The sequence below is a fragment of the Streptomyces sp. NPDC006259 genome (assembly GCF_042870975.1).
Lineage (GTDB): Bacteria > Actinomycetota > Actinomycetes > Streptomycetales > Streptomycetaceae > Streptomyces.
In genome coordinates, this window is the sequence record NZ_JBIAHY010000001.1 from 1,084,715 (window position 1) to 1,111,694 (window position 26,980).

Here is a 26,980-nt window from a genome sequence, read left to right on the forward strand (position 1 = left end):
CGTGAGCACCCCCGCACCGAGGCCCCACACGCCGAGGCCCCACACGCTGAGGTCGAAGCGCCGCCGGGCGGCGCTTCGCACCACCGCCTTCCTGTCGCCGTGGCTGATCGGCTTCGCGGTGTTCTTCGCCTACCCGCTGCTGTCCACGGTCTACTTCTCGTTCATGCACTACGACGGCTTCAAGCCGCCGACCTGGGCCGGAACGAGGAACTGGACGTACGTCTTCGAGCACTACCCCTACTTCTGGCCCGCCCTGCGCAACACCCTCTGGCTGGTCCTGGTGATGGTCACCCTCCGGGTCCTCTTCGGACTCGGCGTCGGCCTGCTCATCACCCGGATCAGGACCGGCACGGGCGTCTTCCGCACCCTCTTCTACCTGCCCTACCTCGCCCCGCCGGTCGCGGCCACCATGGCCTTCGCGTTCCTGCTCAACCCCGGCACCGGCCCGGTCAACTCGCTCCTGGAGAGCGTCGGCATCCCGGCGCCCGGCTGGTTCAACGACCCCGCCTGGTCCAAGCCCGCCCTCACCCTGCTCGCCCTCTGGGGCGTCGGCGACCTGATGGTCGTCTTCATGGCCGCGCTGCTCGACGTGCCCAAGGAACAGTACGAGGCGGCGGAGCTGGACGGCGCGTCGGCGTGGCAGCGGTTCCGGTACGTGACGCTGCCGAACATCTCGCCGATCCTCCTGTTCGCCGTCGTCACCGGAGTCATCCAGACGATGCAGTACTACACACAGCCGCTGGTCGCCGGGAAGGTCGCCTCGGGCGTCATCCAGGGCGCCGGCACCCTGTTCGAGCCCGGCTACCCGGACAAGTCGACGCTCACCCTCCCCCAGCTCGTCTACAACCTCGGCTTCCAGCGCTTCGACTACGGCTCGGCCTGCGTGGTCGCCCTGGTCCTCTTCGCCCTGTCGATGGCGTTCACCGCGTTGCTGATGCGGCGCCGGGGCGGGCTCATCCAGGCAGGTGACTGACCCATGACCCACGTGTCCCGCGTACTCGACGAACCGGTGGAGTCGCCCGCCGCCACCCCGGCGGAACGCACCGCCCGCCGCCGGGCCCTGCTGGAGTGGATCGCCGTCCACTCCCTCGGCGTGGCCGCCGCCCTCTTCTTCACCCTGCCCTTCGTCTTCGTGCTGCTGACCTCCCTGATGAGCGACTCGCAGGCCCTCAGCCGGGACCTGATCCCCGACACCTGGCAGTGGGACAACTACCGGCGCGTGTTCGACACCCCCGGCTTCCTCACCTGGTGGCGGAACACCCTCCTGTACGCCGGCCTCGGCACCGTGCTGACGGTCGTGTCCTCGCTCCCGGTGGCGTACGCGCTCGCCAAGTTCCGCTTCCGGGGCCGCCATCTCACGCTGATGCTCGTCGTCTCGATGATGATGCTGCCGCCACAGGTCGTCGTGATCCCCATGTACCTGTTCTGGGCCAGGCAGCTGGACCTGTCCGGCACCCTGTGGCCGCTGATCGTCCCCATGGCGTTCGGCGACGCGTTCTCCATCTTCCTGCTGCGCCAGTTCCTGACGACCATCCCGAACGAGTACGTCGACGCGGCCAAGGTCGACGGCTGCGGCGAACTGCGCACCCTGCTGCGGGTGGTGGTCCCGATGGCCAAGCCGGGCATCGCGGCCGTCGCCCTCTTCCAGTTCTTCTACGCCTGGAACGACTACTTCGGCCCCCAGATCTACGCCTCCGAGAACCCCGGCGCCTGGACACTGAGTTACGGCCTGGAGTCCTTCAAGGGAGCGCACCACACCGACTGGAACCTCACCATGGCCGCCACCCTGCTGGTCATGGCCCCCGTGATCCTCGTGTTCTTCTTCGCGCAGAAGGCGTTCGTCGAGGGCGTCACCCTGACCGGAGTGAAGGGTTAGCCCGGATATGAAACTCACCGTGGTCGGCGGAGGCTCGACCTACACACCCGAACTGATCGACGGCTTCGCCCGTCTGCGGGACACCCTGCCGATCGAGGAACTCGTCCTCGTCGACCCGGCCGCCGACCGGCTCGCACTCGTCGGCGGACTCGCCCGGCGCATCTTCGCCCGGCAGGGCCACCCCGGCCGGATCGTCACCACCGCCGACCTCGACGCCGGGGTCGACGGCGCCGACGCCGTCCTGCTCCAGCTCCGCGTCGGCGGCCAGGCCGCCCGGCAGCAGGACGAGACCTGGCCCCTGGAGTGCGGCTGCGTCGGCCAGGAGACCACCGGCGCCGGCGGCCTCGCCAAGGCACTGCGCACCGTCCCCGTGGTCCTCGACATCGCCGACCGGGTCCGCCGCGCCAACCCCCAGGCCTGGATCATCGACTTCACCAACCCGGTCGGCATCGTCACCCGCGCCCTGCTCCAGGCCGGGCACAAGGCGGTCGGACTGTGCAACGTGGCCATCGGCTTCCAGCGCAGGTTCGCCGCGCTGCTGGGGACCTCCCCGTCCGAGATCCACCTCGACCACGTGGGCCTCAACCACCTCACCTGGGAGACGGGGGTGCGCCTCGGCGGTCCCGAGGGAGCGGACGTCCTGCCCGCGCTGCTGGCCGACCACGGCGACGCGATCGCCGCCGACCTGCACCTGCCGCGTCCCCTGCTGAACCGGCTGGGCGTCGTCCCCTCCTACTACCTGCGCTACTACTACGCCCACGACGAGGTCGTGCGCGAACTGCGCACGAAACCCTCGCGCGCCGCCGAAGTGGCCGCCATGGAGCGGGAGCTGCTGGAGATGTACGGCGACCCGGCCCTGGACGAGAAGCCGGCGCTGCTGGCGAAGCGGGGCGGCGCCTACTACTCCGAGGCGGCCGTTGACCTGGCGGCCGCGCTGCTCACCGGATCCGGCAGCCCCTACCAGGTGGTGAACACCCACAACAACGGCACGCTGCCCTTCCTGCCCGACGACGCGGTGATCGAGGTGCAGGCCGCGGTCGGCCCCAAGGGCCCCTCCCCCCTGCCGGTCACCGCGGTGGACCCGCTGTACGCGGGCCTGACGGCGAACGTCACCGCCTACGAGGCCCTCGCCCTGGACGCGGCCCTGCGCGGCGGCCGCGACCGCGTCCTCCGCGCGCTCCTCGCCCATCCCCTGATCGGCCAGTACGCGTACGCCGAGACGCTGACCGACGAACTGATCGCACACAACCGGGAGCATCTCGCGTGGGCCTGACCGCACGTGTCCTCGCCATCGACGCGGGCAACAGCAAGACGGACGTCGCCGTCGTGGCGGCCGACGGGGAGGTTCTCGCCACGGCCCGCGGCGGCGGCTTCCGGCCGCCCGCGGTGGGCGTGGGCCCGGCCGTGGACGCCCTCGCGGACGCCGTCACGCGCGCGTACGCCGCCGCGGGGGTCACCTCGGTGACCCATGTCTCGGCCTGCCTCGCCAATGCCGACCTGCCCGTGGAGGAGGAACGGCTGGCGGCTGCGCTGCACGCGCGCGCGTGGGGCGAGTCCGTCGAGGTCCGCAACGACACCTTCGCAATCCTGCGGGCGGGCGTCGCCGAGCCGCGGGGCGTGGCCGTCGTCTGCGGCGCCGGCATCAACTGCGTCGGCATGCGCCCCGACGGCCGCACCGCCCGCTTCCCCGCGCTCGGGCGGATCTCCGGGGACTGGGGCGGCGGCTGGGCCCTCGCCGAGGAGGCCATGTGGCACGCGGCACGGGCCGAGGACGGCCGGGGCCCCGCCACCGCCCTGACGCACACCCTCCCGGCCCACTTCGGTCTCCCCACCATGTACGCCCTCATCGAGTCCCTGCACCTGGAGCGCGTCCCCCCGTCCCGCCGCCACGAGCTGACCCCGGTCCTCTTCGCCACGGCCTCCGCCGGCGACACGGTGGCCCGCACGGTCGTCGACCGCCTGGCGGCGGAGGTCGTCGGCATGGCCACGGTCGCCCTGACCCGCCTCGACCTGCTGGCGGAGGAGACCCCGGTACTCCTGGGCGGCGGGGTCCTGACGGCGGGCCACCGCCAACTGGACGACGCCATCGGCGAGTCGCTCGCGGCGAGGGCCCCGAAGGCGACCCCGAGGGTGGTACGCCAACCCCCCGTCCTGGGAGCGGCGCTCCTGGGCCTGGACCGGGTGCGAGCGAGCCCGGAGGCACAGGAGAAGGCCCGCTCCCACTTCCGGGCGTGACCGGCACGGGTGCCACCGCAGGCGCACCACACACCCCCGCGCCGACGGACCGCCGCCCACCCGTCCCTTCCGCCGGCAGGCAGGTCCCCCGACCACACACCCGGCCACCGGACCGCCCCTCCCCCGCCGACCGCACCTGGCCACCGGGCCCACCCGCGGCCCGGCGGACCTGCCTGCCGCACGCGTCTGCGGGTGGCAGGGCCGCGCGTATCGCGTGATCCCTGCCGCGCGCCCCCGAACGGCCGGGCCGCCCGCCACGCCTGCACCCCGCACCGGGCGACACCGCCGCTCCCCCCTGACCGCACCGGCCCGAGGGGCGCGGGGACCGTACGACATGCGGCTCCGCCGCGTGGGTGCCCAGCCACGACGCGCGCACGGCTGACCGCACATGGCCACCGGGCCCCACCCGCGGCTCAACAGACCTGCCTGCCGCGCGCCTCCCCGGACGGCCGGGCCGCCCACCACGCCTGCACCCCGCACCGGGCGCAGCCCCCCGCTCCCGCCCGCCCCTGACCGCACCGGCCCGAGGGGACGCGGGACCGTACCGACACGCGGCTCCGCCGCCTGGGGGTGATCAGCCACGACGCGCCCGCGGCGCGACCACGGCCCCTCCCCCGGTGGAACCGAACCCGCGCCTGCGACGTGTTCACCCGCAGGGCCCTGCTGCGATCTGATCAAGATCCAGCTAAGCCCGGTGCGCAACATCGCGCCGAGCCGCGATACTGGCGCGACAGTTGACCATGGGGGAGGTCAGACAGACGTGGCAAACCCGCCGACAACCATCACGGCGTCACCGCCCGGCCGCCGGACGGCATTCGCCGAGGGCGTCGACCAGTTGCGCTCCGCCGCGACCACCGAGCCGGGCAGGCTCCGGATCATCGGCGCCGTCCTCGCCCTCCTCGTCGTCGCGTTCGGCGCCGTCACCGCCTGGCAGATGAGCGACCGCACGGCCGCCGCCGACGACGTGCTGCACAAGAGCCAGCCGCTCAGCACGGCCGCCGCGGACATCTACCGTTCGCTCGCCGACGCCAACACCGCCGCGTCCAGCGGCTTCCTGGCGGGCGGCCAGGAGACGGCCGAGTCGCGCAACCGCTACGAGGACGACATCGACACGGCCGCCGCGAAGCTCGTCACCGCGGCGAACAACTCCGACGCCGGCTCCCCCTCCACCGCGGCGATCACGAAGCTGAACAAGCTGCTCCCGGAGTACAAGGGCCTGGTGGAGCGCGCCCGCACCTACAACCGGCAGGGCTTCCCGGTCGGCGGCGCGTACCTGCGCTACGCCAACCAGAAGATGCAGGACGAGATGCTCCCGGCCGCCGAGGATCTCTACAAGAAGGAGAACCAGCGCCTCCAGGACGACTACGCGGCCGCGAAACCGTACCCGTGGGCGGCGATCGCCCTCGGTGTCCTCGCGCTGGCCGCCCTCGGCTGGGCGCAGCACCGCAACTACCGCCGTACGAACCGGGTCCTGAACCACGGGTTGGTCGCGGCGTCCGCGGCCTCCGCCGTCGTCCTGCTGTGGCTGGTCGTCGGTCACAGCCTGGCCCGGGCCGGGCTCGACGACTCCTACGACCACGGCGTCCGCTCCCTCAACGTCCTGCACGACGCGCGCATCGCCTCGCTGAAGGCACGCGGCAACGAGAACCTCACGCTGGTCGCGCGCGGCGCCGAGACCGTGAAGGTCGGCGACACGACGCTCGACGCGTACGACCACGACTTCACCGAGGAGATGGCGACCCTCGGCAAGGGCCTCGCGGCGGCGGCGCGGCTCGCCGACGACCAGGCGGGCGGGAAGCCGGTCGCGACGGCGCAGGGCAACATGGCGGAGTGGAAGAAGCGCCACACCGCGGCCCGCGCCCAGGACGACAACGGCAACTACGAGCAGGCACTGGCCCTGGTGATCGGCGCCAAGGGTGCGACCGGCGCGTGTTTCGACGGCGTCGACGCCAGCCTGGCGAGCGCGCTCGACCACGAGCAGTACGAGTTCAAGCAGGCGGCCGGTGACGGCCTGGACGCGATGGGCGGGCTGCCGCTGGGCGCGGCCGTCCTCGCCGTCCTGGCGGCGGCGGGCGCGGTCCTCGGCATCGGCCGCAGGCTGTCGGAGTACCGGTGAAAGGGGGCGTGACAATGCGAGTTCGACGGATGCGGGCCGGTCTGCGGGGCTGGGGCGGGGTGGGCGCGATGGCGCTCGTCTGCGTCCTCGCCCTCGGGTTCGCGCTGCTGCTGCCGTGGACCCAGTCGCAGGGCGACGGCAGCACCGGCACCGGCGGGCCCGGCGCCGCCGAGGGCGTTCAGGCGGTCGACACGACATGCCGGTCCCCCGAGAAGCAGACGCTGGCGCCGTCGGCCGCCGACGGTCCGACGATCGCCGCGATCAAGGCCCGTACGGGTGAGAAGCGCAAGCTGATCGTCGGCGTCGACCAGAACAGCTACCGGTGGGGCTACCGCGACCCCAACAACACGGGCGCCGTGCTGGAGGGTTTCGACATCGACCTGGTGCGGCGGATCGCCGAGGACATCCTGGGCGACCGCGACGCCGTCCAGTTCAAGGCGATCCCGACCAACCAGCGCATCCCGGCCATCGAGGAGGGCCGGGTCGACATGGTGGTCCGCACGATGACGATCACCTGCGACCGGATCAAAAACGTCGCGTTCTCCGCGCCGTACTTCAAGACGGGCCAGCAGGTCCTGGCCCCCAAGTCGTCGACGATCACGGGCTACGACGACACGCTGGCGAAGAAGCGGATCTGCACGGCGGCCGGTTCGACCGCCAACACCCAGCTGACCGAGGACCTGAAGGCCGGGAAGCTGCCCGCGACCGCCGACATCTCCACCACCGTCCCCAACCAGCTGGACTGCCTGGTGCGGTTGCAGCTCGGCGAGGTCGACGCCGTGGTCACCGACGGCGCCCTGGCGGCGAGCCAGGCCGCGCAGGACCCCACGGTGGAGCTGAAGGGCGCCGCGTTCACGGCCGAGTACTACGGCGTGGCGATGAAGCAGGACGCGGACGACCTGGTACGCCGGGTCAACCAGATCCTGGTGGCGTACCGGGCGGACGGCTGGCAACGGTCGTACGCCGGCTGGCTGTCGGCGACACTGGGTGCGGACTCGGCGACGTCGATGCCGCCCGCGCCGCAGTATCTGCGCACGAGTTGACGGGACGGCCGGCGGACGGCGGACCGAGCAGGAGACGTACACAGCGACGAGAGGTGATCGATGGGCGTCACGGGACCCCCCGGGCCGGTGATGGACCGGGACGAGGTCGACCGTGCGCTGGCGCGGCTCGGCGCGGAGCACGAGGCGATCGAGACCTCGCTCCTCGCCCTCCAGGACCACGCGGGCCGCAGACTCCTCGAAGGCGCCGGGCTGACCGGGGTCACCAAGGAGCGCTGGGCGTCCGCGGAGGCGTCGATCACGCTGCTGTGGACGTACTTCGACGCGTACACCGACACGTTGCGCCGCGCGCGGGACATCCGCTCGCGGCGCCGCTGGTCCAGCCGTGAGGACCTGACGGAGCTGACGGAGCTGCTGCGCGGCGAGTCCGTCACGGTCGCGGGCTCGGCCGCCGCGCACGCGCCGACCCTGACCGGCACCGGCAAGCTCAGCGAGAGCTTCTCGCTGACCGCCCTCGTCGACCGGATGAACGAGCTGTACGCGTCCTCGCTGGACATGGTCGTCGCCGCCGACGCGGTGTGGTCCGCGCTGCCCGCCCGGATCGACCTGCTGGCCGCGGAACTCCAGCGCACCCGGCAGCTCGCGCACTCCGTGGGCGTACGCCCCGGCGAGCATCCGTCCGGCGACGACCTGGAGCGGATCACCCGCACCCTGACCTCGCTGCGCGAGCAGGTGATCTCCGACCCGCTGGCGTTCTGGGTGCCCGCGCAGGGCAGTTCGGCACCGGGCGGCGGCCGCCCCGACACCACGGTGTACGACCGTGAGGCGCGCGCCCTGGAGGACGTGCGCCGGGAGATCGACGCCGTGCTGACCGTCCGCCAGGACGCGGAGCAGCGCCTGGTGCGGCTGCGGGACATACTCGGCCGCGCCGACCGGACCCTCGCCGAGGCGCGCACCGCGCGCGGCGAGGTGCTCGCCAAGATCGCCGCCACGGAGGTGCCGGTCGTCAGCGGCCCGCCGACCGCACTCCAGGAGCAGTTGGCGACGGCCGCCGAGTACCGCCGGCACGCCCAGTGGCACCGCCTGTCCCCGCTCCTGGAGTCGCTGGAGCGCAAGGCGGAGGACGAACTGCTGCGCGCCCGCGAGTCGTTGACCGAGGTCACCGCGCCGCTCGCGGTCCGCGCCGAACTGCGCGGACGTCTCGACGCCTACAAGGCGAAGGTCGCCCGGCACGGGCTCGCCGAGGACCCGTTCCTCATCGAGCGCTACGACGCGGCCCGGCGGATGCTGTGGAGCGCGCCCTGCGATCTGCGCGTCGCCGAACAGGCCGTCCTGCGCTACCAGCAGGCGGCCGCCGAACTGCTCGCCGCGCCCCGCGTGCCCGAGCAGGGCGGACCTCAGGACCACAGGGGGGAGCAGAGGTCATGAGTCAGGCAGGTCAGACGTGCCAGCGACCGGGCTGTGAGGGCTCGTACGAGGACGTGGGCGGCGGCGAGCTGTACTGCGACACCTGCGGCCTGGCCCCCGTCGTCGCGTCGGGGGGTCCCTCCTCCGGCGGAGGCCTGGTCGGGTCGCCCCCGACCGGGGTGACCCGCGGTGGCAGGGGGTCCACGGGCAGCCGTGGTTCGGCCTCCAGCGCGCGCAGCTCGCGCACCTCCTCGCAGTCGTCGAAGTCGCGCCGCTCGGTGTCCGGGCGGCTCTCGCGGTCGCTGTCGGGCAACTCCACCGGCCGCTCGGTGTCGGTCCGCAGCTCCGGCTCCACGGCCGCCTCCTCCGGGCGGGCCCGGCTCGGGGTGGGCCTGGTCACGGTGCCGCAGGTGCCGCGTCCGGACCCGCGCGCGATGGTCCTCGACAACCCGGAGGTGCCCGAGCGCAAGCGGTTCTGCTCGCGCTCCGACTGCGGGGCGCCGGTGGGCCGGGCCCGCGGTGAGCGGGAGGGCCGTACCGAGGGCTTCTGCACGAAGTGCGGCCACCCGTACTCCTTCGTCCCCAAGCTGAAGACCGGCGACGTCGTGCACGGCCAGTACGAGGTCGTGGGCTGCCTCGCGCACGGCGGTCTCGGCTGGGTCTACCTCGCCGTCGACCGGGCGGTCTCCGACCGCTGGGTGGTCCTCAAGGGCCTGCTGGACACCGGCGACCAGGACGCGATGGCGGCGGCGATCTCGGAGCGGCGTTTCCTGGCCGAGATCGAGCACGCCAACATCGTGCGGATCTACAACTTCGTCGAGCACCTCGACCAGCGCACCGGTTCGCTGGACGGGTACATCGTCATGGAGTACGTCGGCGGCAAGTCCCTCAAGGAGATCGCCAACGCCCGCCGCACCCCCGAGGGCAAGCGCGACCCGCTGCCGGTGGAGCAGGCCTGCGCGTTCGGCATCGAGGCCCTCGAAGCCCTCGGTCATCTGCACAGCCGCAACCTGCTGTACTGCGACTTCAAGGTCGACAACGCCATCCAGACCGAGGACCAGCTCAAACTCATCGACATGGGCGCGGTGCGCAGGATGGACGACGACGAGTCGGCCATCTACGGCACGGTCGGCTACCAGGCGCCGGAGGTGGCGGAGGTCGGCCCGTCGGTGGCGAGCGACCTCTACACGGTCGGCCGCACCCTCGCCGTGCTCACCTTCGACTTCCAGGGTTACACCACGGTCTTCGCGGACTCCCTGCCCGACCCCGACTCCATCGCCGTCTTCCACCGGTACGAGTCCTTCTACCGGCTGCTGGTCCGTGCCACCGACCCCGACCCGGCCCGCCGGTTCGCCTCCGCACAGGAGATGGCCGAGCAGCTGACCGGTGTGCTGCGCGAGGTCGTCTCCCTCCAGTCCGGGCGCGCCCGGCCCGCGCTGTCGACCCTGTTCGGACCCGAAGTGAGGGTCACGGACACGACGTTGTTCCCCAGAGCGCACGGGGAGGTGTCACGGCTGGGGTCCCGGGTGACCGCGTCCCGGCGCGCCTCGGGTGCGACGGCGACCTCGTCCCCGGCGGCGCCCTCGGGCAACGCCCTGCCGGGGGCGGCCGGTTCGACCGGCCTCGTGCCCTCGCCCCGCGTACCCGGTGCCGTGCCGACCGGTGCCGTGCCGACCGCTGCCGGAGCGGGAGCCGGTGCGGGTGTTCCTCCGGCGGGGCTGGTCGAGCCCGTCCCCGCGCCCGCCGCCGGGCTCGCCCTGCCGGTCCCGCACGTCGACCCGTCCGACCCCAATGCCGGTTTCCTCGCCGGTCTGCTGGCGTCCGCGCCCAGCGAGCTGATCACCGCCCTCGCGGCCGCCCCGGCCCCGTCGGTGGAGACCCGGCTGCGGCAGATCCGCGCCTGGCTGGAGAACGGCGACTTCGATGCCGCCCTGATGTCCCTGGCCAAGCTGGAGGGCGAACGGCCCGACGACTGGCGGGTCGTCTGGTACCGGGGCGTGACCTCGCTGGTCACCGGGGACCAGGAGGGCGCGGCCCTCGCCTTCGACGCGATCTACGACGCCTTCCCCGGGGAGCCCACGCCGAAGCTGGCGCTCGGCCTGTGCGCGGAGGTGCTGGGCCAGTTGGACAACGCCGCCGAGTACTACCGCCTGGTGTGGTCGACCGACCCGAGCTTCGTGAGCGCCGCGTTCGGCCTGGCGCGCGTCCAGCTCGCGGCGGGCGACCGCACCAGCGCCGTACGGACGCTGGAGTCGGTGCCGGAGTCCTCCATCCACTACACCGCCGCCCGCGTCGCGGCCGTCCGCGCCCGGCTGCGGCAGCGGACGGCGGCCGCCGCCGACGTACCCTTCCAGGAGGACCTCGCCGCGGCCGCGGCACAGGTCGAGGCGCTGGACGCGTACGGGCTCGATCCGACGCGCCGCGAGCAGCTGTCCGCCGAAGTCCTCGGCTGCGCGCTGGACTGGGTACTCTCCGGTGGCCGGGGCAGCACCGGCCCCGGTGCCCCGCGGCTGCTGCTCGGCAGCGAACTGGACGAGCGGGGGCTGCGCTTCGGACTGGAGCGTTCGTACCGCACGCTGGCCCGGCTGGCGACCGGTGCCGAGGAGAGGATCGACCTGGTGGAACGTGCCAATCGTTACCGCCCCCGGACGTGGGTGTAGTTGATGTCCCAGATCCCCAGGCAGGCCGCCCTGCCCGCGTGTCCGAGCTGCACGGAACCGCTCGATGAGGGTGACCGGTTCTGCGGTGCGTGCGGATACGACCTGTCCGCCGTGCCGGCACGCCCGGACGACACTCCGACGCTCACCATGACCGGGGCGGAGGTGCGGGGCGTGCTAGGACTCGGCGGCCCGCCGCCGGGACCGGCCGCGGGCGGCCCACCGCCGCCGGGTGCGGCCGCAACCGGTCCGCCGCTGTCCGCCACTCCGCAGCCACCCGCCGCCCCGCAGTCACCGGCTGCCTCGCAGTCGCCCGCCGTGCCGCCGCCGGGGCCCGCCGCGCCGGCCCATGTGCCTCCCGGCGCGCCTGTGCCGCCGCCGGGAGGACCCGTCGCGCCGGGCGGACACGTGCCGTCGGGTGGACATGTGCCGTCGGGTGGTTCCGCTTCTTCCAGTGGTACTGCTTCTTCGGGCACGCCTGTGCAGCCGCCGGGCGCGCCCGTGCCGCCGCCGGCTGCCGCCGCGCCCGCCGCTCCCGACCCTGCCGGGGTCCGGTTCGACCGGCCCGCCGAGCCGGAGGAGTACCCCCTCCAGGCGCCGGACCCCCGGCTGGCCGTCGCCAAGGTGTGTGTGGCCTGCCGGGCGGGCCGGGTCGACGACGACGGGTACTGCGAGAACTGCGGGCACGCCCAGCCACGCGAACGCGACCACATGGAGCAGGAGTCGGGCCCGATCGCGGCCGTCAGCGACCGCGGCCTGCGCCACCACCGCAACGAGGACTCCTTCACCGTCGGCCACACCGCGCTGCCCGACGGCACCCCCGCGCTCGTGGCGATCGTCTGCGACGGCGTCTCCTCCGCGACCCGACCCGACGACGCCTCGTACGCCGCGGCACAGGCGGCCGGCCGGACCCTGCTGACGGCCCTGCCGCAGGGCGCGCACCCGCAACAGGCCATGCACGAGGCCATCCTGGCCGCCTCACACGCCGTCAACGCGCTCGCCGAGGAGCCCGCCACCGCCCGTGAGCAGGCCCCGCACCAGAACGCCCCGGCCTGCACCCTGGTCGGCGCGGTCGTCACCGCGGGCCTGCTGGTCGTCGGCTGGGTGGGCGACAGCCGCGTCTACTGGGTCCCCGCGGACCGGAGTTCACCGCCCGCCCGGCTCACCGAGGACGATTCCTGGGCCGCCCAGATGGTCTCCGCGGGCCTGATGAACGAGGCGGAGGCCTACGCCGACGAACGCGCCCACGCGATCACCGGCTGGCTCGGCGCCGACGCCTACGAACTCGAACCGCACACCGCCGCGTTCAAACCGGACCGGCCGGGCGTGGTGATCGTGTGCACCGACGGCCTGTGGAACTACGCCGAAGGCGCCGAGGAGATGGCGGAGGCGCTCCCCCTCGACGCCGCCGCCCGCCCGCTGCACGCCGCCCAGGTTCTCGTCGGTCATGCCCTGGACGGTGGGGGCCACGACAACGTAACAGTGGCCGTCGTGCCGTTCCCCGCCCCCGCGCAGGGGGCAGGATCGGCCTGAGACCGCGTACGGACCGCGCCGCGGGAACAGAGCACCGAACGGAGAGAGCCGCGGCCCGCGAATCCGCGGGACGCACCCGCAGGACAGCACCACAGACAGAGTCGCAGGACACAGCCACAGGTCACAGCCGCAGGGACAGAGCACCGCTCGGCCGGTACGCACCGCAGCGCACCGCCGGCCGGCACACGGGGAAGCGGAGACGGACCGGAGGGGACCGGTCCGTCCAGATGGTCACCCCACACGCCGTGGGAGTTTCCGAGGGGGATGGGAAGAGGCATGGCCAATTTCTCGAAGTCGAACGTGCCGCAGTTCTCGGTGGACGTCTACCAGAACGAGTACCTGCCGGAGGGCGGCCGCGAGGTCAACGCGATCGTGACGGTCACCGCCACCGGCGGCGGCACCGTCGGCACCGCGGTCGCGGCACCGCACCTGTACGCGCCGGGCGAGGGCCCGTCCGCCGCGGTGGCGATCATGGTGGACTGCTCCGGTTCCATGGACTACCCGCCGACCAAGATGCGCAACGCGCGCGACGCCACGGCCGCCGCCATCGACACGCTCCGCGACGGCGTGCACTTCTCGGTCATCGGCGGCACGCACGTGGCCACGGAGATCTACCCGGGTGGCGGGCGCCTCGCGGTCGCCGACTCCGCGACCCGCGACCAGGCCAAGCAGGCCCTGCGCCGGCTCGGCGCGGGCGGCGGCACGGCCATCGGGACCTGGCTGCGGCTGGCCGACCGGCTGCTGACCACCGCCGACGTCGCCATCCGGCACGGCATCCTGCTCACCGACGGCCGCAACGAACACGAGTCGCCCGAGGCCCTCAAGGCCGCGCTGGACGCGTGCGCGGGCCGGTTCACCTGTGACGCGCGCGGTGTGGGCACCGACTGGGAAGTGAAAGAAGTCACAGGCATCGCCTCCGCCCTGCTCGGCACCGCCGACATCGTCGCCGACCCGGCCGGCCTCGCCGCCGACTTCACGCGGATGATGGAGACGGCCATGGGCAAGGAGGTCGCGGACGTCGCCCTGCGGCTGTGGACCCCGGTCGGCACGGCCGTCAAGTTCGTCAAGCAGGTCGCGCCGACGGTCGAGGAACTGACCGAACGGCGCACCGAGTCGGGCCCCCGCTCCGGCGACTACCCCACCGGATCCTGGGGCGACGAGTCCCGCGACTACCACGTGTGCGTCGAGGTCCCGGCCGCGAACATCGGCCAGGAGATGCTGGCCGCCCGCGTCTCGCTGATCGTTCCGCAGCCCGACGGGAGCGTGCGCAACCTGGGCGCGCAGGGTCTCGTACGGGCCGTGTGGACCGACGACATGACCGCCTCCACGTCGATCAACCCGCAGGTCGCCCACTACACCGGGCAGGCGGAACTGGCACGGACCATCCAACAGGGACTGGACCTCCGCAAAGCGGGCGATATGGATGGAGCAACGGCCAAACTGGGCCGGGCCGTTCAGCTCGCCAGCGTGTCCGGGAACGCGGATACTGCGAAACTGCTTGCGAAGGTGGTGGACGTGGTCGACGCGCCGACAGGTACTGTGCGATTGAAGGCGAAGGTCGCGGAGGCCGACGAGATGACCCTCGAGACCCGGTCCACAAAGACTGTTCGTGTAAAGAAGTGACCTAGCGGAACGCTAGTGGGACACCGAAGGAAAGGGGGACGCGCCGACATGCCGACCTGCCCGAACGGACACCAGTCGGGTTCCGACGACTGGTGCGAGGTCTGCGGTCACCGCATGGCCGGTGCCGTACCTCCGCCCCCTCCCCCGCCGCCCACGGCCGGCGGGGGGTACGGCTTCCCGCCGCCCCCGCCGGGCGGCGGCGGCCGTCCCGACAACCGACACCTGTCCGGCGCACCGAACGCCGAGCCGGAGCTGTGCCCGCAGTGCCGCACGCCCCGTGAGGGCGGCGCGCCGTTCTGCGAGGAGTGCCGGTGGAACTTCCTGACCAACACGGCCACCTCGTACACCCCGGCCGCCCCCCGCACGCCGGGGCCCGGCGCGCCCGGCCCCGGAGGGTTCGGCGGCCCCGGTGGTCCGGGCGGACCCGGTGGTCCGGGTGGGCCCGGCGGACCGGGAGCGGGGCCGGACTCCCGGTTCCAGCCGCCGCCCCCGTCCTTCGGCGGCAGCGACTCGTTCGACTACCAGAGTTCCCGTCCGTCCCAGGTGAACCGTCCCGCCGAGCCGATCCCGCCGGGCCCGCCGTTCGGCGGCGACCCGTCGCGGCCTCCGGGCCAGGGCGGCGGCCGGCCCTTCGGCCATGAGCAGGGCGGCCAGGGACGTCCCGGCGCACAGGGAGGCCCGGGCGGTCCGGGACGTCCCGGTCCCCAGGGCGGTCCCGGTCCCCAGGGCGGTCCCGGTCCCCAGGGCAGCCCCGGTGGCCAGGGCGGTCCGGGGGGCGGTCGCCCGTACGGCGGTCCTCCCGGCGGTCCCCAGGGTCCCGTCGGCACGAGCGGTGGCGGGTCGCCCGCGGGTTCCTACGGGCGTGACCCGGCGGGCGCCGGTGATCCCTTCGGACGCGGTCTCGGCCCCACGAACCCGTCCTCCGACCCCTTCGCACGCGAGCCCTCCGGCCCCGGCAACCCGGCCGGCCAGGGCGGCTACGGCCCCGACCCGTCACGGCAGGCTCCGCCGCAGCCCGGCGGCCCCGGTGGCCCTGGTGGCCCCGGTGGCCCCGGTGGCCCCGGAGGCCCCGGAGGCCCCGGTGGTCACCGTGCTCCGCAGGCCTTCCAGCCGTCCGGCGGCCCGCAGGCCCCGTCCGGCTACCCGCAGGAGACCGGTCGGCCGCAGCAGCCGTCCGGCCCGTCCTTCGGCGGCGGTGAGGACGACTGGACGCTCCCGCCGCCGTCCCGCACCGGCCCCGGCGGCGACCAGGGCGGCTACGGCTACCCCCAGCCCGGCGGCAACCAGGCCCCGCCCCCGCCCGGACCGGCGTTCCCGCAGCAGCCGGCGACCTGGACGGCCACCATAGGCCCGGACCGCGAGTACTTCATGGCGATGATGCACCGCTCGGGACCGGAGGCCGCGGGCCTGAACCTGCCCGCGTACTCCCCCGAGCAGCAACGCACGCTCGGCGGCAACCAGATCACCATCGGCCGCCGCCGGCACTCCACCGGGGAGACCCCCGACATCGACCTGTCGGTGCCGCCGGAGGACCCGGGCGTCTCCCACCAGCACGCGGTGCTGGTCCAGCAGCCCGACGGCAGCTGGGCCGTCGTCGACCAGAACTCGACGAACGGCACCACGGTCAACGGCTCCGACGAGCCGATCCAGCCCTTCGTGCCCGTACCGCTCCAGGACGGCGACCGGGTCCACGTCGGCGCGTGGACGACGATCACGATCCGACGGGGCTAGTCCCGGCCGGACCGGGTCCCGGCCGGACCGGGTCCGGTGGGCCAAGGTCCGGCTGGGCAGGGCTCCGGCAGCACCGGGTCCGGCGGGGCAGGGTCCCGGCAGCACCCGGCCCGGTGGGACAAGGTCCCGGCGGGCAGGCTCCCGTAGGACTAGGCCTCGACGAGGCTGGGTCCCGAGGATCCCGGGAGGGGCCAGGCGTACGGCCCCTCCGGGTCGTCCAGCCACGCCCACATCTGCTCGCCGCCGACGGTGACGCCGTACCGGTCCCGCCGGGGCCTGCCCTCGCGCTCCCACAGCGCGTAGGCCTCGTGGGGGTCGAGGGTCTCGCGGGTGAGGGCCAGCAGGAAGCGGAACAGGTCGTTCTCCCTGGCCCGCGGCGGAACTTCGCCCAGGGCGACCGGCTCCGGCGCGAACCGGTCGGTGCCACGCAACGGGACGAAGTAGGCGGGCGTGCGCAGGAAGTTCCCCTCGGCCTGCCCGGTCCCACCCACCGTCAGCGTGAGCAGTCCGGTGGCGAGGGGCGTCAGGATGCGGGCGCCGGGCCGGCACTGCCCGATCCAGGCCCGCGGGACCGACGGCAGCTCGCAGGTCGCGACGACCCGGTCGAAGGGGGCGCGTTCCGCGACCCCGCGGGCGCCGTCGCCGGTGACGACCGTCGGCCGGTAGCCGGCGGCGGCGAGATGCCGCCGGGCGGACTCGGCGATCTCCGGATCGAGGTCCACGGTGGTGATCCGCTCGTCCCCGAGCCGGTACGACAGCAGCGCCGCGTTGTATCCCGTGCCCGCGCCGATCTCCAGCACCCGGTCCCCGTCCCGCACCCGCAGCTCGGCCAGCATCTCGGCCATCAGCGAGGGCTGACTGCTGGAGGAGAGCAGTTCCCCGTCCCGCAGCCGGGTGGCCAGCGGCACGTCCTCGTACACCCCGGACACCCACCGCTGACGAGCCCGAGGATCAGGACTCTCACCCCAGCGCCGCTCGTACCCGCGCGCGCCGCCGACGTAGTAGTACGGCACGAAGAGATGGCGCGGTACGACGGCGAACGCCTCCCGCCAGGCCGGATCGGCGGCGAAGGCCCCGCTCGCCTCGATCTCCCGCACCAACGCCGCCCGCCCGGTGACGGCCAGCTCCTCCAACTCCTTGCCGAGCGCATGCGTTGCGATACGTCCATGCGTTGCCATACGTCCACTGTGCGGCGCGGGAGCCGACGAGGCGAGCACCCGTGCTCCCCCGGTGGGACGTCGCGGGGTGACGGTCGTCGGCCCGGAGGTCACCGGCCCGGACGTCACCGGCCCGAAGGTCGTAGGCACGGAGGTCGTAGGGCTGAAGTCCTCGGTCCACGGGTCTGAGACCATGGGGAGCGTGAAAGAGATTCGGCGCGGCACGCTTCAGGAGCAGACCTTCTACGAGCAGGTCGGCGGGGAGGACACCTTCCGCCGGCTGGTCCACCGTTTCTACGAGGGAGTCGCCGAGGACCCGCTGCTGCGGCCCATGTACCCGGAGGAGGACCTGGGGCCGGCCGAGGAGCGGCTGACGCTGTTCCTGATCCAGTACTGGGGCGGCCCCACGACGTACAGCGAGAACCGCGGCCACCCCCGCCTGCGGATGCGGCACGCGCCCTTCGCCGTGGACCGGGCCGCGCACGACGCCTGGCTGAGGCACATGCGCGACGCGGTGGACGAGCTGGGGCTGTCCGAGGAGCACGAGGAGACGCTGTGGAACTACCTGACGTACGCGGCGGCGTCCATGCTCAACACCCCGGAATGACCCGGCGCACGGCCGCCCGCGGGCGGCCACGGCCGCTCAGCGCACGCTGAGGCCCAGGGCGCCGAGTCCGGCCCGCCGTACCGCGATCGAGCCGTACGGCGTGCGCAGCCGCAGCCAGGACCCCGAGGTGAACAGCAGGGTGTCCCGCGCCGCGGTGGCCGGCCGCAGGAAGCCCAACGACTGGGCCGCGTGCACGGCCCGCACGGGCAGGCCGGTGTCCCCGACCGTCCGGGACCAGATGTCCCGCCCGATGCGGTCGAGTTCGGCGCGGGTACGGCGCTCGGCCGGCAGCTCCTCCGTACGACGGCGGAACTCGGTGACCGCCGCGCCGACCAGCGCGCGCAGCTCGTCCGGCGCCACAAGCCCCGCCTGCGGCTGCCAGCCGCCGCGCGGCGGCAGGACACCCGCCCAGGGCGGCCCGGTGACCGCGGCGGGCACCCCGGCCGTGGCCGCCGCCTCGTCGAGGCCCTCCAGCAGCTCCCCCGCGGACACGGTCACGTCCAGCGTGACGTCGAGGCCGTCCTCGTACGGTTTCGCCAGCCTCACCGCCCGGATCGCGAGGACCTCGAAGGACGGCGGCCGCCCGAAGACGGCCAGCGCGGTGCCGGCCGCCTGGAGGCGGACCGCCGCCGCACGGTCGTAGTGGAGCAGCCGGGAGAGGAAGGCCGCGAGATCCGCCGCCTCCCCCTCGTCGGCGAGGTGGAGGACCGTCATGCGGCGACGGCCTCCTTGTCGTCGTCCCGGTACTCCTCGAGGAACTCACGCTCCTCGTCGGTGAGCCGGCGCGGTCGCTGCGCCGCGAAGTCGAACGGCACGATCACCGTCGAGGCGCTGACGTAGACCTGGTCGCCGTCCTTCACCTCGTAGGCGATGGTGAAGGACGCGGCGCGTATCTGCGTGATCCACAGTTCGATGTCGACCGGTGTGTGCCGGTGGACGAGCTGCCGCTTGTAGTCGATCTCGTGGCGCGCCACCACGGACCCCTGCTTGAAGTCCTTCTCCGGGCGGAACAGGAAGTCGATACGGGCTTCCTCCAGGTAGCGGAGGAACACCACGTTGTTGACGTGGCCGTACGCGTCCATGTCCGCCCAGCGCAGCGGGCAGCGGTAGATGTGCCGCAAGAAAGATCAGCCCCGGGTCAGCTTCTTGTAGGTGGCGCGGTGCGGACGGGCCGCGTCCGCACCGAGCCGCTCGATCTTGTTCTTCTCGTACGACTCGTAGTTGCCCTCGAACCAGAACCACTTGGAGTCACCCTCGTAGGCGAGGATGTGGGTGGCGACCCGGTCGAGGAACCACCGGTCGTGGGAGACGACCACGGCCGCACCCGGGAACTCGAGCAGCGCGTTCTCGAGGGAGGACAGGGTCTCCACGTCGAGGTCGTTGGTCGGTTCGTCGAGGAGCAGCAGGTTGCCGCCCTGCTTGAGGGTGAGCGCGAGGTTCAGGCGGTTGCGCTCACCGCCGGAGAGGACGCCGGCCGGCTTCTGCTGGTCCGGGCCCTTGAAGCCGAAGGCGGAGACGTAGGCGCGCGAGGGCATCTCGACCTGGCCGACGTTGATGTAGTCCAGCTCGTCGCTGACCACGGCCCACAGCGACTTCTTCGGGTCGATGCTCTCGCGGCTCTGGTCGACGTACGAGATCTTCACGGTGTCGCCGACCTTGATCGAGCCGGAGTCCGGCTCCTCCAGGCCCTGGATCATCTTGAAGAGGGTGGTCTTGCCGGCGCCGTTGGGGCCGATCACGCCGACGATGCCGTTGCGCGGCAGCGTGAAGGAGAGGTCGTCGATGAGGACCTTCTCGCCGAAGGCCTTGCTGAGGTTGGCGACCTCGACGACGACGCTGCCCAGACGCGGGCCCGGCGGGATCTGGATCTCCTCGAAGTCCAGCTTCCGCATCTTGTCGGCCTCGGCGGCCATCTCCTCGTAGCGCGCCAGACGCGCCTTGGACTTGGCCTGACGCCCCTTGGCGTTCGACCGCACCCACTCCAGCTCCTCCTTGAGGCGCTTCGCCCGCTTGGCGTCCTTCTGGCCCTCCACCTTGAGGCGGGAGGCCTTGGACTCCAGGTAGGTGGAGTAGTTGCCCTCGTAGCCGATGGCACGGCCACGGTCCAGCTCGAGGATCCAGCCGGCGACGTTGTCCAGGAAGTACCTGTCGTGGGTGACGGCGACGACGGTGCCGGCGTACTTCGCCAGGTGCTGCTCCAGCCACTGCACGGACTCGGCGTCCAGGTGGTTGGTGGGCTCGTCGAGCAGCAGCAGGTCGGGGGCCTCGATCAGCAGCTTGCACAGCGCGACGCGGCGCTTCTCGCCACCGGAGAGGTTGGTGACCGGCCAGTCGCCGGGCGGGCAGCCCAGGGCGTCCATGGCCTGCTCCAGCTGGGCGTCCAGGTCCCACGCGTTGGCGTGGTCCAGGTCGTCCTGGAGCTTGCCCATCTCCTCCATGAGCGCGTCCGAGTAGTCGGTCGCCATCAGCTCGGCGACCTCGTTGAAGCGCTTGAGCTTGCCCATGATCTCGGCGGCGCCGTCCTGCACGTTCTCCAGGACCGTCTTGGACTCGTCGAGCGGCGGCTCCTGGAGGAGCATGCCGACGGAGTAGCCGGGCGACAGGAAGGCGTCGCCGTTGGACGGCTGCTCCAGCCCGGCCATGATCTTGAGAACGGTGGACTTACCGGCACCGTTAGGACCGACCACACCGATCTTCGCGCCGGGCAGGAAGCTCAGCGTCACGTCGTCAAGGATGACCTTGTCGCCGTGCGCCTTGCGCGTCTTGCGCATGGTGTAGATGTACTCAGCCAAGAGAAACCGTCCGGCAGCTTGAATTCTGGCAGTGGGCAGATACACCCCATCTTGCCGGACGGCTACCCCTGGGGGGAAACCCGATCAGGCGGGAGTCGCTGACCTGGGGGTTCTGTGCTGACGGCTGCGGGAGGTCTGTCACTGTCGGTCGCCGTCGAGTGGCCTCGGGGAACTTCGGACGGCCCAGAGACGGCCCAGCGTTGATCATCTCGGACGGCCGGTCGACCGACGACGGCCACTTCGGTACGGCCGGCCCGAACCTCGGCCAACGACGACCAGGCACGCGTGTGCCTCGCCGCACCCCCCACCGACTTCAGCCACGCCGCCGGTGTCGTCGACCAGAGCAAGCCGCGCCAGCCGGGCCGGTGAATAAGAACAGAGCTGATCACCCAGCGAAGCCATCAGCTTGGGAAGCTGCGATCACTAGCGGGCGCTTCGCGCGCTGACTTGTGCTGATGGTTGGTCTGCGCCCTCGCTGGTGCCGTTGGCTTTCACCGTGGTTCCCCGCTGCTCCCCGCTCGATCTGGTGCGCTTGTGGTGCGCCCCGCTGGGACGCATCGGCGGCCTTGGTGTGCTGCCTGCCGTCTCCAGCAAGGTGATCTGCCTCCTCCTGCGGCGCAGCTCCTACAAGTGTTCTGCTTGGATCAGTCCATGATCTCTGTGGGCGCACCGGACGAGACACGAGAAGGGGCAGAACTCGCGGTCTGGTTTGGCGGGGCGTCCATGGTGTGCTGGTTCTGTTGCCCGTTCTGGGCACTGGTCAGCTTCGTCGCGCTACCCCTGGCCCTCGTCGGCTTCGTGCGGGCCTGTGTCGAGTACCGCGCATCAAAGTCGGGTCGAGCGAGCAGGTCACGGGCCGTAGTGGGGGCCGTGTTGTCTCTCCTGGGGGCAACAGCGGCGATCACCTACATGATCTTTCTGGCCAACTATCCTGATCTTCCCGTCCAGGGGTAGCGGTCCAGCGGACATATCGCGCTTCCGCACCCGCACGCTTTCCAACTGTGTTGGCGGGGTGGCTGGACATGTGCAGGGGCGTTCACCTGCGTTCATGGACGGCTGGTCCGTGGGGGGAGCCCGGCGTGCGGTCCCGTCTGAACGACGTTGAACAGTGCTGAATGAGACGGAAACTGAGACGGTCGACGAGCCCTAAGGGTGAACTCTCGTCGCAGCATCTGCCGTTGTAATCCATCATGCCCGCTTGCCGTAGTCCCCCCCATGTGCAGAGGTGGTCACCAGCGACGGCCACTCAGCCCCGCGCGTCGTTCTCCTTGCGGCCCACGAGCACCAGGACCGTGCCGCCGATGACGACCAGGCCGATCGCGGTGCCGGCGATCAGGGGGGTGACGTCGGAGCCGCCCGTCTCGGCGAGGTCGGTGCCCGAGGTGGCGGTGCCGCCCACCGTGGCCGGGCTGGGCTCGGCGAGCGTCTGGGTGGTCAGGCCGGTCTCGGCGGCTCTGGTCCGGCAGTCCAGGACGCCGGTGAAGCGGCTCTGGGTGCCCTGTGGGCCGGTGATGGTGAAGTCGTAGGCCTGGTCCTCCTGGAGGGGGATCGTCACCGTGGCGGACGTGCCGGCGGGGATGCTGTGGCGCACGCCCATCAGCTCGAAGGTGAAGGCCTCGTCGCCCTGGTTGGACGCGGTGAGGTCGACGCCGTTCTTCGGGCAGTTCTTCGCCGCGGAGAGGGCCGGTACGGCGCCCGCCTCCGCCCAGGTCGCGGACGCCGTCGCGGAGACGGTCGACTCGCTGGAGCCGGCCAGGATCTGGGTCTGGCTGTGGCTCTCGGACGTGAAGGCGCGGCCGACGGGGACGGTGGTGGAGGCCTGGACGGTCAGCTCGGCAGCCCCGGCGGCGGTGTCGGCGGGCACGTCGAAGAACAGTTCGCTGCCGTCCCTCGCGGTGGTGACGGGCTTGCCGTCCTTGCCGACGATCCGGACGCCCGTGGTGGCGGCGTTCAGCGGCGGTGTCACCGTCACGGCGCCCGCACCGGTGCGTACGGTGACCGGGCCGAGCCGTTCGCCGGGGTGGCCGGAGACGGCGGGCCCGTCGAGGGTCAGCGAGGCCCGGGGCTCCGCCGTCGCGCGGGCGGCCTTGTGGAGGTAGTCCGCGAGCCGTTCGGCCTGCGGGTCGACGGCGTCGACGTCCGCGCCGTCGGAGTAGCGCCAGATCGCCACCTGGGTGCCGGCCGCCGCGTCCTGCTCGGTGAGGCCCCCGGCGATACCGGCCTTCTTGGCCAGCGTGGCCAGGTTGTTGACCTGCGGGTAGGAGTTCCCCAGGATCCAACGGATGCGGCCCGCGTTCTTGTTGACGCCCAGTGAGGTGCCGCTCCAGGCGGTCTCCTGGTACTTGGCGTCCTTCTGCGTGGGGGTGTGGAGGTCGACGCAGTAGGTCTGGAGGGTGCCGCCGCCCTCGACGGACATCTCGAACAGGCCGGCCGAGACCTCCTGGTCCCCGGTGTCGTCATGCAGCACGGCGGCACCGTACGTCTTGAGGCCGCCTATCGTCGCCGTCGCTCCGCCCTGGGTTCCCGCCGCGGTCTGGGCGACGGCCGTGCCCGCGGCGGCGAGGACACCGGCGGCGACCAGCCCGGACACCAGCGTTCCCGCCGCGAGGCGGACCGCGCCCCGTCCGCGCGCGAACGGCGCGGAGAACGAAGAAATCACGTAATTCCCCTTCGAGCGGGACCCGTTGACATGGGGGGGGCGGGTCCCACCAGCAGAATCAGAAGCCCCGTGAGCCACGTCCGGCATCCTAGAGAGGCGCGCGTACCGGCCTTCCCGGTCCGGTCCTCCGATGGGTGATCCGACTCGGAATCGTTATCCCAAGATCGCCTGCGAGCTGGGCTTATCGACAAATCCACGCACTACTCCAGGGCAGATCCGTCGATAAGCCACCCAACGGTCAGATCGGCACGTTCCCCGACGTCACGTCACGGCCGCCGGCTCGCGTCGCCGCGGTGACTCCGGCTCCACCGGATGCCCGGCCGGAGTCTCCCAGTCGGGTTCCGGCTGCGCGGGAGCACCGACCGCGGCGGCCGGCTCGGCCCTGGTCGCCCGGCGGAAGGCGGAGGTGCCGCGGGCGAGATCGTGGCCGATCGACACGGCGTCGAGGTCGGCCGACGTCCAGTTCTGTCCCTCGCGCGCTTCCGCGCGCACCTTCAGCCGGCCCTGCACGATCACTGCTTCCCCCACGTTCAGCGAGGCGGCCACGTTCGTCGCCAGTTGGCGGTTGGCCCACACCGTGAAGAAGTTGGTGTGGCCGTCGGCCCAGGTGTTCTTCTCCCGGTCCCAGTAGCGCGAGGTCACCGCCAGCCGGAACCTCGCCGACGGCCCCGTCGACAACTCCCGGTACACCGGCTGCGTCGCCACGTTCCCCACCGCGCAGACCATCGTCTCGTTCATCGAGAACCCCTCCCTCGCCCGGCCGTCCATGCCGGATGATGCGCGTACGGGCCCGTCCCGTACGGCTGCGTCCGCCGGGGTGGCGGCGGTCGCGGGGCATCCGCCCCGAGCCGCTCACCACCACCGTCGCCACGACCGCGTCCACCGCGATCGCCGCGAAACCAGACTGCCTCCGCCGGGACAGGCCCGCCGAGCGCTGTGGACCACCACCCGCCTGTGGAAAAACCCGTCACCCGGACGAGGGATCCACGACGCACCAGCTCCGGATCCCTCCCAGGACCGTGCCCCCACCCGCCTCTCCCCCTCCGCGCCTCCCCATCCGCCCCTCTCCCCTCTCCCGCCTCTCCCCCCTCACCTCACCTCGCCAGCGCCTGCGCGCCCATCACCCGCCCGTACTGCTCCCGCACCTCCCGGTACCGCAGCAACTCGGCGGCCACAGGGTCCAGCACCCTCGCTCTGCCGCACCCGGCGGCCGCCTCCCGCAGCCGTCGTTCCGCGTCCTGGCCGTACCTGCGCGCGGGACCGCGGGCCGCGATCCGGCAACTCCACTCCACCAGCGGACCGCCGATGATGCCGGCGACCATGAGCAGCACCGGCACCCCCAGGTTCGGCGACACGAGCCCGGCGATCTGGCCGACCAGCCACAGCCCGCCGAAGACCTGGATAACCGTCATCGACGCCTGCGCCAGGACGGCCACCGGCCACCAGCCCGGCCGCGGCGGACGTCCCTGCGGCACCCCGGCCCGCGCGGTCAGCTCGTCAAGCGCCTCGGGCAGCCCCTGCGCGCCGCGTACGGCAGCCTCCCGCACCGCCTGCGCCCACGGCGCGGGCAGGCCCGCAGAGGCCCGTTCGGACAGCGTGCGCACCGCCTGCTCCACGCGCTGCCGGGCGGTGGCCTCCTCGTCGGCCTGCGAGCGGACCCGAACGCTGCCGGTCGGGGGCTCACCTCGGTCCTCGTACCACCGCCACAACCTCAGCCACGGCGTACCGCAGGCACGGTTGGCGTTGCGCAACCAGGCGCGTTCTGCGGCCTCGCCGGCGGCGACGGCGCCCACGGCGTCCGCGAGCCGGGCGGCGAAATCGTCCCTCGCCTCCTCGCTCAGACCGGTGCGCCGCGCCGTCGCGTAGACGGGCCGCAGCCGCTGCCCGGCGGCGTCCACATCGGCCGAGATGCGCCGCGCCGCGGCACCGCGCTCCCCGACGAACTGGCTGAGCAGCTCGCGCAGTTCGCCGACGCCGTCCCCGGTGAGCGCGGACAGCGCGAGGACGGTCGCGCCCGGTTCGCCGTACTCGCCGAGGGCGACGCCGTCCTCGTCGAGCAGCCGCCGCAGGTCGTCGAGGACCATCTCGGCGGCCTCGCCCGGCAGCCTGTCGACCTGGTTGAGGACGACGAACATGACCTCCGCGTGGCCCGCCATGGGCCGCAGGTAGCGCTCGTGGAGTACGGCGTCGGCGTACTTCTCGGGGTCGACGACCCAGATGACGGCGTCCACGAGGGCCAGGACACGGTCGACCTGCTCGCGGTGCTCCACGGCGGCGGAGTCGTGGTCGGGCAGGTCGACCAGGACGAGCCCGCGCAGCTGGGCCTCCGCGTCCGCGCTCTGCACGGGACGGCGGCGGAGCCGGCCCGGGATGCCGAGCCGGTCGATCAGGCTCGCGGCGCCGTCGCTCCAACTGCACGCGATCGGCGCGGCGGTGGTGGGCCGTCGTACGCCCGTGTCCGAGATGGTGACCCCGGCGAGGGCGTTGAACAACTGGGACTTGCCACTGCCGGTGGCCCCCGCGATCGCGACGACGGTGTGCTGCCCGGAGAGCCTGCGCCGCGCCGCCGCCTCGTCGAGAACGCGGCCCGCCTCGGCGAGCGTCCTGCTGTCGAGCCGGGTACGGGAGAGCCCCACCAGTTCCCGCAGCGCGTCCAGCCGTGAGCGCAGGTGACCGTCGTAGGCGAGCGGGGTCGCGGTCTGGGAGCCGCCGGACCGGACCTCCAGGACGGCGGCGGCCTGTTCGGCGGCGGTGGCCTCGTTCACGCGACGCGCGATGAGACCGTCACCCCAGGGTTCACCGGAACCGGGTTCCTCCTTAGGCACGTGCCTCTCACCGTTCCTCCCACGACCGTCACGGCCGCGCGCGGCGGCTTCGGCCTTCGGCGGGCGGGCGGGACGGTCGGTGCCGGGCACGCGTCGGGGGCGTTCGCCCTCCGCCCGCGCGGGGCGCTCCTTGCCCCGCCCACGCGCGTGCGCCTTGCCCTCGGCCTTGGACGCGTGCGCCTTGCCTTCGGTTGTGGAGCGGCTGCCCGGGGACTCGCCGGGTGCGCCACCCTTGCCGGCCTTGCCGGCCTCGCCGCCCTTCCCGCCCGCCTCGGGCAGGCCGGCCGGGCGGTCCGTGTCCCGCACGCGCGCGGGAGGCTCGGTCTCGGCCACCCGCGTGTGCGCCTCGGCTTCCGCCTTGGAGCGGCTGCCCGGGGACTCGCCGGGTGCACCATCCTCGCCGCCCTCGCCGTCCTCGCCGCGTTCCGGCAGGCGGGTCGGGCGGTCCGTGTCCCGCACGCGCGCGGGAGGCTCGGACTCGGCGACACCCGTGGGCACCTCGTCAGCCCCGGACGGGCTGCCCGGGGAGTCGCTGGTCGCGTGTGCACGCGCGGGGCGGTCGTCCCCACCGTCGGGCGTGGCGGGAACGCTCTCGGCCGCCTTCGTGGGACGGCCGTCGTCGGCCGTGCACGATGCGGGCACAGCCCCCTCGCCCGCAGCGGTGGGACGCTCGCCGTCGCTCACGCGCGTGGAAGGCTCCACTTCGGCCACGGATGCGGGCTGCGTCTCCTCAGCGGGCTCCGCGGAGCCCTCCCCGTCCA

Annotated in this window: 19 protein-coding genes; 12 read left to right on the plus strand and 7 right to left on the minus strand. The window is 72.8% G+C overall.

Annotated elements, in window-relative coordinates; genetic code table 11:
- Position 1 precedes the first annotated feature (1 nt).
- From ACFYO5_RS04510 to ACFYO5_RS04560, 11 genes are all read left to right on the plus strand, one after another.
- On the plus strand, positions 2-973 hold the full coding sequence (locus ACFYO5_RS04510; RefSeq protein ID WP_388704070.1) for a carbohydrate ABC transporter permease: 972 nt from the start codon (positions 2-4) through the stop codon (positions 971-973).
- Positions 974-976: 3 nt separating this feature from the next.
- Positions 977-1,876 carry a carbohydrate ABC transporter permease gene (locus ACFYO5_RS04515; RefSeq protein ID WP_388704073.1) on the plus strand — a complete coding sequence of 300 codons (900 nt, stop codon included), beginning with the start codon at positions 977-979 and terminating at the stop codon, positions 1,874-1,876.
- 7 nt (positions 1,877-1,883) lie between these two features.
- Complete coding sequence (locus ACFYO5_RS04520) at positions 1,884-3,149, plus strand: 6-phospho-beta-glucosidase (protein WP_388704075.1); 1,266 nt, start codon at positions 1,884-1,886, stop codon at positions 3,147-3,149.
- Positions 3,140-4,111: an N-acetylglucosamine kinase gene (locus tag ACFYO5_RS04525; protein WP_388704078.1), complete on the plus strand. Its 972-nt coding sequence runs from the start codon at positions 3,140-3,142 to the stop codon at positions 4,109-4,111. The genes ACFYO5_RS04520 and ACFYO5_RS04525 overlap by 10 nt, the downstream gene beginning before the upstream one ends.
- A 760-nt stretch (positions 4,112-4,871) precedes the next feature.
- Positions 4,872-6,227 carry a hypothetical protein gene (locus ACFYO5_RS04530; protein WP_356559809.1) on the plus strand — a complete coding sequence of 452 codons (1,356 nt, stop codon included), beginning with the start codon at positions 4,872-4,874 and terminating at the stop codon, positions 6,225-6,227.
- A gap of 14 nt (positions 6,228-6,241) precedes the next feature.
- Entirely contained in the window at positions 6,242-7,270 is a 1,029-nt protein-coding gene (locus ACFYO5_RS04535; protein WP_388704081.1) for a glutamate ABC transporter substrate-binding protein, read from the plus strand.
- Positions 7,271-7,330: 60 nt separating this feature from the next.
- Positions 7,331-8,656: a hypothetical protein gene (locus tag ACFYO5_RS04540; protein WP_388704083.1), complete on the plus strand. Its 1,326-nt coding sequence runs from the start codon at positions 7,331-7,333 to the stop codon at positions 8,654-8,656.
- A complete protein-coding gene (locus ACFYO5_RS04545; RefSeq protein ID WP_388704086.1) occupies positions 8,653-11,295 on the plus strand; it encodes a tetratricopeptide repeat protein in 2,643 nt (880 codons plus the stop codon). The genes ACFYO5_RS04540 and ACFYO5_RS04545 overlap by 4 nt, the downstream gene beginning before the upstream one ends.
- Before the next feature lie 3 nt (positions 11,296-11,298).
- Entirely contained in the window at positions 11,299-12,825 is a 1,527-nt protein-coding gene (locus tag ACFYO5_RS04550) for a PP2C family serine/threonine-protein phosphatase (RefSeq protein WP_388704089.1), read from the plus strand.
- Positions 12,826-13,101: 276 nt separating this feature from the next.
- On the plus strand, positions 13,102-14,448 hold the full coding sequence (locus ACFYO5_RS04555; protein WP_388704091.1) for a VWA domain-containing protein: 1,347 nt from the start codon (positions 13,102-13,104) through the stop codon (positions 14,446-14,448).
- 48 nt (positions 14,449-14,496) lie between these two features.
- On the plus strand, positions 14,497-16,179 hold the full coding sequence (locus ACFYO5_RS04560) for an FHA domain-containing protein (protein ID WP_388704094.1): 1,683 nt from the start codon (positions 14,497-14,499) through the stop codon (positions 16,177-16,179).
- Between the two features lie 149 nt (positions 16,180-16,328).
- Here ACFYO5_RS04560 and ACFYO5_RS04565 read toward each other — a convergent pair whose 3' ends face one another.
- Positions 16,329-17,357 carry a methyltransferase domain-containing protein gene (locus tag ACFYO5_RS04565; RefSeq protein ID WP_388704096.1) on the minus strand — a complete coding sequence of 343 codons (1,029 nt, stop codon included), beginning with the start codon at positions 17,355-17,357 and terminating at the stop codon, positions 16,329-16,331.
- 172 nt (positions 17,358-17,529) lie between these two features.
- On the opposite strand from ACFYO5_RS04565, the gene ACFYO5_RS04570 reads away from it, so the two are divergent.
- Positions 17,530-17,943, plus strand: a complete 414-nt coding sequence (locus tag ACFYO5_RS04570) for a globin (protein ID WP_356559817.1) — start codon at positions 17,530-17,532, stop codon at positions 17,941-17,943.
- A gap of 36 nt (positions 17,944-17,979) precedes the next feature.
- Here ACFYO5_RS04570 and ACFYO5_RS04575 read toward each other — a convergent pair whose 3' ends face one another.
- The 6 genes from ACFYO5_RS04575 to ACFYO5_RS04600 all read right to left on the minus strand — a co-directional run bounded on the left by ACFYO5_RS04575 (position 17,980) and on the right by ACFYO5_RS04600 (position 26,903).
- Positions 17,980-18,657, minus strand: coding sequence for a hypothetical protein (locus ACFYO5_RS04575; RefSeq protein WP_388704099.1), 678 nt, complete (start codon positions 18,655-18,657; stop codon positions 17,980-17,982).
- Complete coding sequence (locus ACFYO5_RS04580; protein WP_356559819.1) at positions 18,654-19,064, minus strand: thioesterase family protein; 411 nt, start codon at positions 19,062-19,064, stop codon at positions 18,654-18,656. Before ACFYO5_RS04580 ends, ACFYO5_RS04575 begins: the two co-directional genes overlap by 4 nt.
- A 6-nt stretch (positions 19,065-19,070) precedes the next feature.
- The gene (gene ettA, locus ACFYO5_RS04585) at positions 19,071-20,735 is read right to left on the minus strand and encodes an energy-dependent translational throttle protein EttA (RefSeq protein ID WP_356559820.1); all 1,665 of its coding nucleotides are present in this window, start codon (positions 20,733-20,735) and stop codon (positions 19,071-19,073) included.
- Positions 20,736-21,981: 1,246 nt separating this feature from the next.
- Positions 21,982-23,394, minus strand: coding sequence for a TQXA domain-containing protein (locus ACFYO5_RS04590; protein ID WP_388704103.1), 1,413 nt, complete (start codon positions 23,392-23,394; stop codon positions 21,982-21,984).
- Positions 23,395-23,655: 261 nt separating this feature from the next.
- Positions 23,656-24,132, minus strand: a complete 477-nt coding sequence (locus tag ACFYO5_RS04595) for a single-stranded DNA-binding protein (RefSeq protein WP_388704106.1) — start codon at positions 24,130-24,132, stop codon at positions 23,656-23,658.
- A gap of 356 nt (positions 24,133-24,488) precedes the next feature.
- A complete protein-coding gene (locus ACFYO5_RS04600) occupies positions 24,489-26,903 on the minus strand; it encodes a GTPase (RefSeq protein ID WP_388704109.1) in 2,415 nt (804 codons plus the stop codon).
- Between the last annotated feature and the right edge of the window lie 77 nt (positions 26,904-26,980).

Coding starts and splice junctions, on each gene's coding strand:
- ACFYO5_RS04565 (WP_388704096.1), bottom strand. CDS start 17,357: ATGGCAACGCATGGACGTATCGCAACGCATGCGCTCGGCAAGGAGTTG.
- ACFYO5_RS04575 (WP_388704099.1), bottom strand. CDS start 18,657: ATGACGGTCCTCCACCTCGCCGACGAGGGGGAGGCGGCGGATCTCGCG.
- ACFYO5_RS04515 (WP_388704073.1), top strand. CDS start 977: ATGACCCACGTGTCCCGCGTACTCGACGAACCGGTGGAGTCGCCCGCC.
- ACFYO5_RS04555 (WP_388704091.1), top strand. CDS start 13,102: ATGGCCAATTTCTCGAAGTCGAACGTGCCGCAGTTCTCGGTGGACGTC.
- ACFYO5_RS04570 (WP_356559817.1), top strand. CDS start 17,530: ATGGGGAGCGTGAAAGAGATTCGGCGCGGCACGCTTCAGGAGCAGACC.
- ACFYO5_RS04540 (WP_388704083.1), top strand. CDS start 7,331: ATGGGCGTCACGGGACCCCCCGGGCCGGTGATGGACCGGGACGAGGTC.
- ACFYO5_RS04595 (WP_388704106.1), bottom strand. CDS start 24,132: ATGAACGAGACGATGGTCTGCGCGGTGGGGAACGTGGCGACGCAGCCG.
- ACFYO5_RS04560 (WP_388704094.1), top strand. CDS start 14,497: ATGCCGACCTGCCCGAACGGACACCAGTCGGGTTCCGACGACTGGTGC.
- ACFYO5_RS04520 (WP_388704075.1), top strand. CDS start 1,884: ATGAAACTCACCGTGGTCGGCGGAGGCTCGACCTACACACCCGAACTG.
- ACFYO5_RS04550 (WP_388704089.1), top strand. CDS start 11,299: ATGTCCCAGATCCCCAGGCAGGCCGCCCTGCCCGCGTGTCCGAGCTGC.
- ACFYO5_RS04545 (WP_388704086.1), top strand. CDS start 8,653: ATGAGTCAGGCAGGTCAGACGTGCCAGCGACCGGGCTGTGAGGGCTCG.
- ACFYO5_RS04535 (WP_388704081.1), top strand. CDS start 6,242: ATGCGAGTTCGACGGATGCGGGCCGGTCTGCGGGGCTGGGGCGGGGTG.